The following is a 12,836-nucleotide window of genomic DNA, read 5'->3' on the forward strand; positions in this document are numbered from 1 at the left end:
GATGCGGTGATGGGTTATGCGTTTTCGTTTCGAACCGTGGCGGCCGGAGAAGAGAAGACTTTGCGCAGGTAGAGGAACATCACGGGCAGTACGTAAGCCACCCAGACGATGGCTTCTAGCCACGTAGTAGCAGGAGAAAAATTGAAGATGCCTTTGAGAAGAGTTCCCATGACGCCACCGGGGGCAATAATGTGCGACACATCAAAAGCGAGGTTGTGCAGGCCTGGCAAGAATCCAGCTTCTTGCAAATCATGAACCCCGTAGGCCAGTACTCCACCGGCAACGATGACTAAAAGTGCACCAGTGATGGTGAAGAATTTGGAGAGGCTGATTTTTAGTACTCCTCGGTTCAGCAATGTGCCCAAGAAGATTGCGGTCAAGATCCCCAGGAAGGCTCCTAGCAGCGGTTGCCACGTTTCGCCAGTGGCTCGCGCTGCCGCCCAGAGGAAAAGGGCCGTCTCTAAGCCTTCGCGCCCCACGGCAAAGGCACCGACCAGTACCAGTCCGAGCGTGGAAGAATCGGCAACTCTGTCGACTCGGGTTTTGAGATCACTGCCGAGGGTTTTGGCCGCACTGGCCATCCAGAAAATCATCCAGGTGACCAGGCCTACGGCGACGATGGATAAGGATCCACCAATCATTTCCTGCGCCTCAAAGGTCAGGCCTTTGGGGCCAAAGGTGAGCAGCGCCCCGAAGCCCAGTGAGACCAGCACCGCGCAAGAGATTCCGGCCCAGATTCTGGGGAGCAGGTGTTTACGTCCGCTCTTGTTCAGATAGGCCACCAAGAGGACAACTATCAGCACTGCTTCGAGGCCCTCGCGCAGGCCGATCAGGTAATTTCCGATCATGGTATTGCTTTCACGGGTTCACGTCCCGTGAGGCTTATGCCAGTCACGGGTGGTGATGCCGGCTCATCGAAAATTCGGTGATACACACGGTCAATCGGTATAAGGTTAGCCTAATCTTAATCGGGCAAAAAACGCCCAAGTGAAGTTGAGTTTTTCTCGGTAATGTTAACCAGCTCACCGCAAAGGGGGCATATTTTGCCTGAGTAGCTGTCTGGCGCGAAGCACGGGCTTCATTAGTGGAAACATTTGTGGGCTAATCATCAGTGATCGGCCGCTTGGAGCAGAGTCGACAATGTCCTTCGACTGCATTTCTGGACGATTTCAGCCAATCGTGGCGAATGAGAAGCGAGCGTTCAGGGAGTTCGAAAGCATGGCGCCATTGAACAGTTCGCCAAGCAGGTTAGGGGCGCGAGAGCGCAACCTTCACGCCAAATCCAACCAGGACGGTCCCCGTGATCCGATCCATCCATGACACGGCGCGAGCCGAGCTCAACCAACGCCCGGCAAGCTTAACCCCGATGATGAGTACGGAGGCCCAAGCAAGAGTTAAGAGAACGTGTACCGCTGCCAGCGCAACCCCCATAAGCAAAGAATGGGTCCCGGTCGGAGTGAACTGTGGAATTGTGGCGATATAGAACACGCCAATCTTTGGATTTAACAAGTTGGTGACCATGCCGGTGGTGAAATTGCGCCACTTGCTGCGTGGCACATCAACCTTTATGGCTTCCACATCCTTATTCTTCAAACTGCGGTAGATCATTTGGCTGCCCAGGAAAATCAGATACGCGGCACCAGCGTAGGTGAGGATTTGATAGGCCACATGAGACGCGGCCAGGACAGCGGAAGCTCCGGCGGCCGCTGCGACACCCCAGATGAAGACTCCCGTGCAGATCCCCAACGCGGCGACGATCGCCTCGACGCGCCCCAATGTCATTGCGGAACGCAATATTAAGGCTGTATCCACGCCAGGAACTAAGGTCATTAACAGTGCAACGATGGCAAAGGCTGCTAGGGCAGAGGCAACGGTCATGCAATAAATGCTAGTTCTCGCTCTTGGGTACGTGTTGCACTCCGCATGCTGAGGTGATCAAGCTCATGAATCGTTGGCGGGTCAGGACATAAATGGAGTTGGCCAGCCTGCGTACTGTCTGGCATAATTGCAGGGTACTCGATTTGTTGTGGCCCCTCTCTCCGCTTCGAATCCTGTCCTTTTTAGAGTTCGAGAAGTAAGGCCTGCCCCACAGGTGCTAAAAATCGGATTCGACCATGTTGAGAAACAGGAGTGACCACTACAGTGGCCGTTAAAATTCGTCTGAAGCGCTTCGGTAAGATGCGCGCACCTTTCTACCGCGTTGTTGTCATGGACTCCCGCGCAAAGCGCGATGGCCGTGCCATCGAGGAGATCGGTAAGTACCACCCAACCGAGAACCCATCGATCATCGAGATCGATTCTGAGCGTGCTCAGTACTGGCTGTCGGTTGGCGCTCAGCCAACCGAGCAGGTTCACAAGCTGCTGAACATCACCGGTGACTGGCAGAAGTTCAAGGGCATCGACGGCCAGGAAGGCACCTACCAGGTTGCCGAGCCTAAGCCAGCATTCGTTGCACCTGAAAAGGGTTCGGTGATCCTTCCTGAGGCCATCACCAAGAAGGCTGAGAAGCCAGCTGCTGAAGAGGCAGAGGCCGAAGCAACCGAGGCTGAGTAACAGTGCTCGTTGATGCGCTAGACCATATGGTGCGCGGAATCGTCGAGGAACCGGAAGACGTCAAGGTCGCCTTGAAGTCCACCCGCCGCGGCGATTTGCTCGAAGTTCGTGTCAACCCTGAAGATCTCGGTCGTGTGATCGGACGCCAGGGACGCACCGCGCGAGCACTGCGTACCGTCATGGCAGCGCTGGCCAAGGAATCGGTTCGTGTTGATGTCATCGACACCGATCGACGCCGCGGCTAAGCAACTGCAGCCCAACTCTTCGTTGGCTTCATTTCGAAAGGAGTTTCCGTCCAACTGGTGACGGAAACTCCTTTCGTGTTTCACCACCCACACCATCCAGAAAGAGCAGCAGATTATGCGATTGCAGGTTGCCCGCATCGGCAAGCCCCACGGTATCCGTGGCGAAGTCACCGTTCAGGTTCTCACCGACAACCCCGAGGATCGCTTCACCGCTGGCGAGGAACTGATCGTTGTCGACGGCCCGGTCAAAAGCCTCACCGTGAAGAACGCCCGCTGGAACAAGACCATCCTGCTGCTGTCCTTCAAGGAGATCAACGACCGCAACCAGGCCGAGACGCTTCGCGGTGCCCGCCTGGAGATCGAGGTCTCCGATGAACCCGAAGACGATTCGGATGAATGGTACGAGCACGAGCTGCTGGACCTGAAGGTCATGCTCGAGGGCAAGCAGGTCGGCGTGATCACCGCGCTGCGCACCAACCCCGCACAGGACCTGCTGGTGTTCGAAGATTCCGAAGGCAACGAGATCTACCTGCCCTTCGTCGACGAGTTCGTGCCCGAAATCGATCCGGAAGCCGGCACCGTCGTGATCACTCCGCCCGCCGGCCTGCTGACCCTGAACAGCGACGAAGAGTCCACCGAGGAAGAGCACTAAACCATGCGCCTAGATGTCATCTCGATTTTCCCCGAGTACCTGCAGCCGCTCTCGCTCTCGCTGATCGGCCGGGCAGCGGAAGACGGCATCCTGGATCTGAACGTCACCAATTTGCGCGACTTCACCGAAGACAAGCACCGCAAGGTCGACGACACTCCCTATGGCGGTGGCGCCGGCATGGTGATGATGCCCGAGCCGTGGGGCCGCGCCCTGGACTCGGTTCGTCCCGCCGACGCGCAGGGCCCCAAGCCCACCTTGATCGTTCCTTCACCCGCCGGGGCGGTGTTCAATCAGCAGATAGCCTACGATCTGGCCGAAGAAGAGCACCTGGTCTTCGCCTGCGGACGCTACGAAGGCATTGATGAACGCGTGGTCGACTACGCGCACGAGAACTTCAACGTCGTCCCGGTATCCATCGGCGATTACGTGCTCAACGGGGGAGAAGTGGCGGTCATGGTGATGGTCGAGGCTATTGCCCGCCTGATCCCCGGCGTCATCGGCAACCCTGAATCCCTGGTGGAGGAGTCCCACTCGGATGTCCTGCTGGAATATCCGGTCTACACCAAGCCTGCCTCGTGGCGCGGACGCGAGGTTCCCGAGGTACTGCTGGGCGGCAATCACCAGCGGGTTGGCCGCTTCCGCCGCGATGAGCAGATCAAGCGCACCGCGGCCCGCCGCCCGGATTTGATCACCCAGATGGATGTCTCCTCCTTGAACCGTCGCGATCGCGACGCTCTGTGGCATAGCGGATTCGCTGTGGTTGACGGCGTGATCACTGCCAAGTCCGAGCTGGACTGGGCGACCGGTGCCGGTGCCGAAGGCGCCGAGAAGAACTAGTTCCACGGCCGCAACCCGGCGACGAGGTCTAAATCACGGGATCATGGATTCTGCTGGACTCGCGCGAGCCGTAGCGATACGGCATAATTGTTTCTTGGTGTGTTTTTATCTGGCTCCTGCCGCAGGGGGAAGACCGGATGTGAAAGAACTGCCGCATCGACTGCTAGAGCCAGTCGGTGGTAAACGTTCCGGGGAGATCGCCAGGCGGCAAGCCGGCGATAAGCCCCGCTACGAGGATTCGGTGACCTGCGGCATTGATCCTAGGAGATGCAACATGCATATTCTTGACTCAGTCAATGCAGCTTCGCTGCGTTCGGACGTCCCAGCTTTCGGTCCAGGCGACACCCTGAAGGTGCACGTCAACATCATCGAAGGCAAGAACTCGCGCGTCCAGGTTTTCCAGGGCTACGTTATGGGCCGTCAGGGCCACGGCGTTGGCGAAACCTTCACCGTTCGCAAGGTTTCCTTCGGCACCGGTGTTGAGCGTACCTTCCCGGTTCACTCCCCAATCATCGAAAAGATCGAGGTTGTGACCAAGGGCGACGTTCGTCGTGCAAAGCTGTACTACATGCGCGATCGTCACGGCAAGGCTGCTCGCATCCGCGAGAAGCGCGACTTCAACACAAAGAAGTAATCTGCGTTCCTCGATGAACCAGATTGCCCGCAGCGAGCGAGCATCGGTGAAGCGCCGGGCCTTTTCTTGGGCCTGGCGCTTCGCTGTTCTTGCCATTATTCTCGGCCTGTTGAGCACCATCATCTTCCGCGCGACGGTGACCGACCTCTTCCATATCGACTCCAACTCCATGCAGTCGACCCTCAACCCCGGCCAGAGCATCGCGGTTGACCGCCGCGCCTACCGCGACGCGCCGCCGCAGCGCGGAGACGTCATCGTCTTCGACGGTCGCGGTTCTTTCCTTCCTTATGCCAGGGCGAGTTTCGCCGACGATCTGCTCGGCGCATTGAGCCTCACCGGCACCGGCAGCAAATACGTCAAGCGCGTCATCGGGGTCGGGGGCGACACCGTGGAATGCAAAGGGCCCCAGTGCCAGATCACGGTCAATGGCCAGCCTGTCGAGGAGGCCTATATCTTTGCCGGCGATGCGCCGAGCGAGCAGGAATTCTCCGTGAGGGTCCCGGAAGGACGCCTGTGGGTGATGGGCGATCACCGCTCCACCTCCAAGGACTCGCGCTCGCTGCTCGGGGCCAGTGGTGGTGGAATGATCAGCGTCGAACGAGTCGTGGGCAAGGCAACCGACGTTGTCTGGCCGCTGGACCAACGCGCTGCGATCAGGTAATTGAGCGTTTCTACCTGGTAGCCATTAGGCGTCAGGAAGCGGAATTTTCTCGCTTCCTGACGCCTTTTTCGTGTCGTATGGAATTTTTTTCGTCGTTACACAGGTTCAACGGCATTTCTATGATTCCGATGTGCGGATGCTGTCTGATCTCACAGATTCCTCGGGCCTGACTAGGCAGTAGAAAGATCACTCCAATCTTAAACGAAACGTACCCGCTCGCAAGATGTGACGTAGTCGAATTCGTGCCACGCGTGCTGACTTGGGGAAACGTAGATTGGTATTTATATTTTCGTTGGATTCGGTACTTGAAAACCCCAACATCGACCCGCTATTGTTTCATTTTGGTAACAACACCTGTGCCTAGAAATGTGTTCTGAGGTAAGAACACCGCGGGCACTCGCACCAAAAATGTGGGAGAAGCATTAATGCCAAATCCAAATAAGAAGACTGCGCAACGAGGCATCGTTGCTGCAGCCGCTACCGCTTTGGTAGTTGGCAGTAGCTTCATGCCTGCCGTTGCGGCGCCGGAGGCGACCAGCTCGCCATCCTTATCGGCCTCCTCGAGCGAGAAGGCCACGCCTAGTGCAACCACCACTGAGGGCGCTGTAGACACCACCGGTCTTCCAGAAGCGATCGAACGCGATCTGGGCAAGACCGTCGACGAATTCGTCAAGGATGGCGAAACTAGCGATGCTGCGTCGAAGGTTCGCGATGAGCTGAAGTCCAAGGGAATCGAAGCTACCGCCTCCGTTAAGGATGCCAAGGTGGAAATTACAGTTGAGAAGGGGGCTAGCGCCGAGGCCAAGGAAGTCATCAAGGCAACCGCGGTTCCGGCACCGATCGTTCTTACTGAAGTTGATTCATCGGCTAGAACTGTCGACAAGGTTTATACCGAGCTCCTGGCAAACATTGAGCCATCAGAACTGAAGCGCGTCACCGCGATTCTTCGGACCGGAGAAGGACTGAAAATCTACGCGAAGGACTTCGACAAGAAAGAAGCGCAGACTCAGGTAAAGTCGAAGTCGGCTGGTTCTTCCTCTGACAAGCTGACCATTGAGCAGTTTGTCGGTGAAGCGAATCACGTCGAGGGCGAAGTCAGTTCTGGTACAGCAAAGACCACCGCAGAGGAAGACATCTACGGTGCGTTGGGTTATGCAATGGACGAATCCGGGGCACCGACGAAATCGTCATTGGTTTGCTCGCTCGGTTTCAATGCTTGGAATCCCTCCGGTGGTGACGCAGTGATCTCAGCCGGACACTGCACCAAAGATGGCGCCATGAAGATTCTTGGTTTGGCTGAACAGTCTGCTCCAGATGAGCAACCATCGCTGGGACTGAAGTTGGGCACCTTTGGATTCAGCCAATTCGGTGGTCCGAATAATTCAGGATTCACTTCCGAAGAGCTGAACTCGATGACTCAAGAAGAATTCGACAGCCTCGAACCAGGTACTGACATCTCTGTTATTGATGACATAAACCCAGCATTGAACCTGCATCCAGCGGTTTCCAAATGGGCTGATGGCAAGGCGCCTCGCGACGATGTTTTCAACGTTACTGGCACATCAAAGGCAGTTGTCGGTTCGGAAGTATGTTCTTCGGGACGTACTACCGGTTGGAGCTGTGCCGAAATTTTCGGTGAAGGTGTCTTCTTCGTCGACGGCGGAGATGGAACGTATCGTTCGGTAGAAGGGTTCGTTAGCGATAACCCGGGACAGAATGTTCTTGATCAGGGCGACTCAGGTGGCCCCGCTCTGGTAGGGAGCAATGCTGTGGGTATCAACTCGGCTAATGCTCCCGGTGAAGACGAGCGCCCCAACACTAATGACGACATCGCGATGTACACCTCGCTCGATGATGTATTCAACGACAAGTACATCGACGGATATGCGGTTAAGCTCTTTATCAACGCTCCGACTCTGACCACGCAACCGGGTATTGAAGTTGTGGCTGGCAGCGAAATCTCCGGAAACGTCAAGGGTGCTAAATCTGGTACTCAGGTCGACGTAATTGTTGATGGCGAAGTTGTTGACACCGTAACTGTTGATTCGAACGGCAACTTCACTTTCTCCGCCCCTGACCAGACTGGCGACTACGAGTTCACCCTTCGGGCGCACAAGGGCTTCGACAAGTCTGCAGCGACTCAGGGCAACGTAGTTGTTGTGGCGGTTCCGTCTCCGTCTCCGTCTCCGTCTCCGACTCAGTCGCCAACTCCGACTCCATCTCCGACGGAGGAGCCTTCTAAGACCCCGACGGAGGAGCCTTCTAAGACCCCGACGGAGGAGCCTTCTAAGACCCCGACGGAGGAGCCTTCCAAGACTCCAACTGAAGAACCATCGGAAACTGAAGATTCCTCTGAAGCTCCACAGGATGACAAGTCTGACGAGCCAACCAAGTCCGCAACTCCAAAGGAAACTCCTAAGAACGACGATCCACTGGCTGATACCGGTTCGAGCAGCGCTCCATTGATCGCTGTAGGTGGCGCACTGGCCCTGGTCGGCGCAATGTTCCTCCTGTTCCGTCGCGGCAACCGCCGTCACGGCTAAGGAAACACCATTAGGTTCTAGAAACCTCTGAGAGTGTCCCGCTACTAGATTGCCGGTAGCGGGACACTTTTTAGTTAGTACACATGTGGTTCACCGACTGCTTTACGGATAGCCCTATAGCCTCATAGCAAGGCAGGTTATTGGGTACGCAAAAACCGAGGTGCATTTATGAATTTCAACGCTCGAACATCCCGCACCCCTCTGGCGCTGGCTTCCACTGCACTGATGGCGAGCTTGCTGCTGACCGGCTGCGGCCAAGGGACGGACCCAGATGCGAGCACTTCTTCAGGCTCGGAGTCTTCCAATGCCACCCAGCCATCCGAGAACAAGAGCGAGAGTGCCGTGGATCAGGACGCCTTATTGGAAACCAACGATCAGCTTTCAATGCAGCTTGGTGATGCCTACGTGCAGGGCTGGATCAAAGACGGCAAGCTCCACGTTTCAACTACCAACGAAGACAAGCTGAGCGCCATCAAGGAAGCTGGTGCCGAGGGGCACGTTGTCCAGTACAGCAATAAGGAGTTGCGGTCTGCCATCAGAAAGATCATGAAATGGCAGGCTCAGCAACCGAACCCGGTCCGTAGCTCGATCCACGCCTATTCGCTGAATCCGGAAACCGGTGGCATTACGCTATCCGTGGACAAGAGCCAGATCGACGCGATCACCAAGCTGATTGAAAAGGATAAGCCGATGGGCGATATCCCCGTGGACTTCAAGCCCAGCGGCGGAATCGCATCGCCTGCCAATTCCTAGCTGAATCCTCGCATTGGGTCCAGTTCCTCGAGGGCCCTGCGGGCCACCTGGCAACGGCCAGCCCAACTTCGGGCTGGCCGTTTTCGCTTTACGCACGGCCAAAGCGACGCAGGCAATGAGCCAATCGCCCACTATCGACACGTAAGATGGGGTGTGTCAGGCAAAAGGGAAGGTATCTATCAAACTGTGAGCGCCGCACCAGCAGAGAATCCCCAGGACAAGGGGCCGCTATACAGGGTATGGCGCTTCATTCGCGAGATCGTCATCATCGTCGCCATAGCATTGGCGCTCTCCTTCGTGATCAAGACTTTCTTCTTCCGCGCCTATTACATTCCGTCGGGCTCCATGGAGCACACGCTGGAAGTCAACGACCGCATCTTCGCGAACTTGATGGTCCCCGGGCCCTTTGAGCTGAACCGAGGCGACGTTGTCGTCTTCCGCGACGATCTGGGCTGGCTGCCGCCGCTGGCTGAATCGCCGACCGCGTTTGAAAACGTCCTCTCATTCGTCGGCATCCTGCCGGCAGCCGACGAGCAGTACTTGGTCAAGCGCATTATCGGCATGCCGGGGGACACGGTGGAATACGATGCGGCCGTCGGCAAGCTGAAGATCAATGGCGAAGCGATCGACGAGCCATACATCTACACCGGCAATAAGCCGTCGGACATGGAATTCTCCGTTACCGTGCCTCAAGGCAAGATTTGGGTCATGGGCGATCACCGTGCCGCCAGCGCCGACTCCCGCTTCCACACCGACATCCAAGGCGGTTTCGTGGACATGGACTCGGTCCAGGGACGCGCCTCGATCATCTCCTGGCCAACTTCGCGGTGGGGCACCGTCGACTCCCACGACGAAGTCTTCGCCAACGTTCCTGATGCGACCAGCAAATAACATGGCCGCATCAACGAAGACCGGCAAGAGCCAGTCCACCACCCTTGATTACGAGCGCGCTCTGGCTGCCCGCCACGGGGTGAAGTTCATCGGAGCCGTGGATGAAGTAGGCCGCGGCGCCCTGGCAGGACCGATTACCGTGGGCATCACCGTGATCGACATCAACCAGGTCAGCGAGTTCCCGGAACTGCGCGACTCGAAGCTCTTGCGCCCTGAAACCCGCGAGGAGCTGGTGCCCAAGGTGCGCCGGTGGGCCGCCGGATATGGTGTTGGCCATGCATCTGCCCAGGAGATCGACTCCCTGGGCGTCACCGCAGCCTTGCGCCTGGCCGGTACCAGAGCCGTGGAACAGTGCGCCGTCGCGCCCCAAGCGATCCTGCTGGATGGAAGCTACGATTGGCTGACCGCTCCGGAACCGGACTTGTTCGACGTGCTCGCCGACGATCGCGATCCGGTGGGCCTGCACTTGCCGGTGACCACCATCATCAAAGGCGACATGACCTGCCAGGCGATTGCCGGTGCCTCCATCTTGGCCAAGGTCGAGCGCGACGGGATCATGAGTGAATTGGCCTCGGAACAGCCCGACTTCGGATGGGATATCAACAAGGGCTACGCTACCGCCGCGCACCGGGCGGCGATTACCGCTCTGGGACCTTGCGATTACCACCGCAAGAGCTGGAACTTGACTTCGCAGGCCGATACGGCCGATGGTGAAGCAACAACAAAGAAAGCAAAGTGATGGCTGGCGACGACCTGGAAAACTACGAGTCCGACATGGAACTGCAGCTTTACCGCGAGTATAAAACCGTGGTGGGGCTCTTCAACTACGTAGTCGAGACCGAACGGCGCTTCTACCTGGCCAACCAGGTGGACGTGAAAACACTGAGCAACGCCGGTGAAGTCTACTTCGAGCTGAACCTGACCGACGCGTGGGTGTGGGACATCTACCGTCAGGGGCGTTTCGTGAAATCCGTGAAGGTGCTGACTTTCAAGGATGTCAACGTCGAGGAACTCAACCGCGATGAGCTGCAGATCCCCAAGGAGGGACTGGACTCCTAACCGCGGATATCCACATTCCGCACGGCCCGGTCACGTGCGCCCAGGCAAGCTCCGAGAATGTTCAGAACGAATAGTTCGAACATCCAGGAGTCAACATGCGCAAAGCGGCACAACGTTTGGGTGCAGCCGGGGAACAGGCCGCCGCCCGGTACCTCAGCGAGCACCACTACGAGCTCCTCGACAGGAATTGGCGCTGCTCGGCGGGGGAATTGGATGCCGTAGCGCGAACGGCCAGCGGCCAGATCGTAGCCATCGAGGTGAAAACCCGTTCCTCCATGCGCTATGGCACGGGCTTTGACGCGATCACCGCGCAGAAATACCGCCGGCTTCACAAGCTGCTGATTCTCTGGGCCCAGGCCCACCGGATCTTCATCCCGCAACCACGCGTGGACATCATCGAGGTGTATCCCGTTGGCACGGAGTACACCTGCCTGCTGCACCCAGCGGTGCAGCCATGAGCACCGCTCGGACCAGCGCTGCCGCCATCCACGGCGTCGGCGTCTCATTGGTCGAGGTTGAAGCCGATCTAGGCAACGGAATCCCCGGGTTCATCATCCTTGGCCTGCCTGACGCCTCATTGAATGAAGCCCGGGAGCGCATCAAGGCTGCCGCTAGGAATACCGGTATCCCATTGGCCAATCGCAAGCTGACGGTCAACCTCTCGCCGGCCACCCTGCCCAAATACGGTTCCGGATTCGACCTGGCGATCCTCATCGCAGCCTTGGCCGCCGATCAGCAATTGCTCGCCAGCCCCTCCACCTTGTACCTGGCTGAACTGGGCTTGGATGGGACCCTCAAGGCCGTGCCCGGCGTCCTGCCAGCAGTGCAGCTGGCCAAGGAACATGGCCTGGAGCGAGTCATCGTAGCTGAAGGCAATGGCAACGAGGCACGATTGGTCCAAGGCCTCGAGGTCATCTCTGCCCGCCATCTCGGACAGGTGCTGCGCTATTGCGGAGCCCAGGACGAGCTGATCACTATCCATTTGCACCATCCGCTTTCAGCAAAATCGTCCGCTGAATCGACGATGATGGGTGCCGGGAACGAGGAAGCCGACCTGCAACTGGTCAACGGGCAGCAAGAAGCGCGGATGGCCTTGGAACTAGCTGCTGCCGGGGGACACCACCTGATCATGGTCGGCCCTGCCGGCGCGGGGAAAACCATGCTGGCCAAGTGTCTGCCGACCATCATGCCCCCGCTGGACGACCTGCAAGCGCTGGAAGCCACGGCAGTTCATTCCATAACGCGCGGGGCAAGGCACGAGGTGAATCAGCTCCAGCGAACCCCGCCATTCGTCGCGCCACACCATACAGCATCGCTCTCCGCGCTCATCGGAGGAGGAACCTCGCAGCTGATTCCCGGTGCGATCACCCGGGCGCATCACGGAATCCTGTTCTTGGATGAGGCCGCCCAATTTAATACCGGAGTCCTTGACGCACTGCGCCAGCCCATCGAAGAAGGCTATATCAACCTGGCGCGTGCAAAAGGCCACCAACGATTACCGGCCCGCTTCCAGCTGATCCTGGCATCCAATCCATGCCCATGCGGCCGGAACTTCGGGACGGGGACTGGCTGCACCTGCACGCCCATGGCTCGACGCAGATATTTCGCCCGCTTGTCAGGCCCGATACTGGATCGCGTCGACCTGCAGGTGCGGGTCAATCCGGTGCATCAATCGCAACTGCTGGGCACCACGCCCAATGAATCAAGCCACGCGGTTCGCGAACGGGTCCTGGCCACCCGGGAACGCAGCCAGAAACGGCTACGAGCATTCTCCATCAGCTGCAACGCCCAGATCCCGACACAAGTGCTGCGCCACGAGTTGAAGTATCCGGCGCAAACCAAGAAGGCGTTGGAACTGCTCGCTACCCGTCGCGGCCTCTCGGCCCGTGGCATCCACCGACTGCTCCGTGTGGCGTGGACCGTAGCGGACCAGCAACAGCATGCAGCTCCCACCGAAGACGACCTTGCCGTTGCCGCTCACCTGCGGCAAAGCCTCGAGAATAGTTAG

General features: G+C 58.0%; 15 protein-coding genes. 13 read left to right on the forward strand and 2 right to left on the reverse strand.

All coding sequences use genetic code 11. The features are described from left to right. Positions 1-14: 14 nt before the first annotated feature. Both efeU and OF385_RS07150 read right to left on the reverse strand, forming a co-directional pair. Positions 15-848 (reverse strand): iron uptake transporter permease EfeU, encoded by an 834-nt coding sequence (gene efeU / locus OF385_RS07145; RefSeq protein ID WP_264277644.1) that lies wholly within the window; start codon positions 846-848, stop codon positions 15-17. Positions 849-1,248: 400 nt separating this feature from the next. Beyond that, a complete protein-coding gene (locus tag OF385_RS07150; RefSeq protein WP_264277645.1) occupies positions 1,249-1,878 on the reverse strand; it encodes a LysE family translocator in 630 nt (209 codons plus the stop codon). Between the two features lie 264 nt (positions 1,879-2,142). Between OF385_RS07150 and rpsP the strand changes: the two genes are divergently transcribed. The 13 genes from rpsP to OF385_RS07215 all read left to right on the forward strand — a co-directional run bounded on the left by rpsP (position 2,143) and on the right by OF385_RS07215 (position 12,836). Then, a complete protein-coding gene (gene rpsP / locus OF385_RS07155; RefSeq protein WP_022876628.1) occupies positions 2,143-2,553 on the forward strand; it encodes a 30S ribosomal protein S16 in 411 nt (136 codons plus the stop codon). A 2-nt stretch (positions 2,554-2,555) separates the two neighbouring features. After that, the gene (locus OF385_RS07160) at positions 2,556-2,798 is read left to right on the forward strand and encodes an RNA-binding protein (protein ID WP_022876627.1); all 243 of its coding nucleotides are present in this window, start codon (positions 2,556-2,558) and stop codon (positions 2,796-2,798) included. A 115-nt stretch (positions 2,799-2,913) separates the two neighbouring features. Continuing rightward, the gene (rimM, locus tag OF385_RS07165; RefSeq protein WP_264277646.1) at positions 2,914-3,450 is read left to right on the forward strand and encodes a ribosome maturation factor RimM; all 537 of its coding nucleotides are present in this window, start codon (positions 2,914-2,916) and stop codon (positions 3,448-3,450) included. A gap of 3 nt (positions 3,451-3,453) precedes the next feature. After that, on the forward strand, positions 3,454-4,287 hold the full coding sequence (gene trmD / locus OF385_RS07170) for a tRNA (guanosine(37)-N1)-methyltransferase TrmD (protein ID WP_264277647.1): 834 nt from the start codon (positions 3,454-3,456) through the stop codon (positions 4,285-4,287). Between the two features lie 274 nt (positions 4,288-4,561). Further along, positions 4,562-4,921, forward strand: coding sequence for a 50S ribosomal protein L19 (gene rplS, locus OF385_RS07175; RefSeq protein ID WP_264277648.1), 360 nt, complete (start codon positions 4,562-4,564; stop codon positions 4,919-4,921). Positions 4,922-4,934: 13 nt separating this feature from the next. Continuing rightward, complete coding sequence (gene lepB, locus OF385_RS07180; RefSeq protein ID WP_264277649.1) at positions 4,935-5,582, forward strand: signal peptidase I; 648 nt, start codon at positions 4,935-4,937, stop codon at positions 5,580-5,582. A gap of 425 nt (positions 5,583-6,007) precedes the next feature. Next, positions 6,008-8,125, forward strand: a complete 2,118-nt coding sequence (locus OF385_RS07185) for a S1 family peptidase (RefSeq protein WP_264277650.1) — start codon at positions 6,008-6,010, stop codon at positions 8,123-8,125. A 168-nt stretch (positions 8,126-8,293) separates the two neighbouring features. Then, complete coding sequence (locus OF385_RS07190) at positions 8,294-8,878, forward strand: hypothetical protein (RefSeq protein ID WP_264277651.1); 585 nt, start codon at positions 8,294-8,296, stop codon at positions 8,876-8,878. A gap of 186 nt (positions 8,879-9,064) precedes the next feature. Next, entirely contained in the window at positions 9,065-9,769 is a 705-nt protein-coding gene (gene lepB, locus OF385_RS07195) for a signal peptidase I (protein WP_264277652.1), read from the forward strand. A gap of 1 nt (position 9,770) precedes the next feature. Then, positions 9,771-10,508: a ribonuclease HII gene (locus OF385_RS07200; RefSeq protein WP_264277653.1), complete on the forward strand. Its 738-nt coding sequence runs from the start codon at positions 9,771-9,773 to the stop codon at positions 10,506-10,508. Further along, positions 10,508-10,828, forward strand: coding sequence for a DUF2469 domain-containing protein (locus tag OF385_RS07205; protein WP_022876618.1), 321 nt, complete (start codon positions 10,508-10,510; stop codon positions 10,826-10,828). Before OF385_RS07200 ends, OF385_RS07205 begins: the two co-directional genes overlap by 1 nt. 95 nt (positions 10,829-10,923) lie before the next feature. Further along, positions 10,924-11,286, forward strand: coding sequence for a YraN family protein (locus OF385_RS07210; protein WP_264277654.1), 363 nt, complete (start codon positions 10,924-10,926; stop codon positions 11,284-11,286). Then, complete coding sequence (locus tag OF385_RS07215) at positions 11,283-12,836, forward strand: YifB family Mg chelatase-like AAA ATPase (protein ID WP_264277655.1); 1,554 nt, start codon at positions 11,283-11,285, stop codon at positions 12,834-12,836. The genes OF385_RS07210 and OF385_RS07215 overlap by 4 nt, the downstream gene beginning before the upstream one ends.

The organism is Glutamicibacter sp. JL.03c, from assembly GCF_025854375.1.
Classification (GTDB): Bacteria; Actinomycetota; Actinomycetes; order Actinomycetales; family Micrococcaceae; genus Glutamicibacter.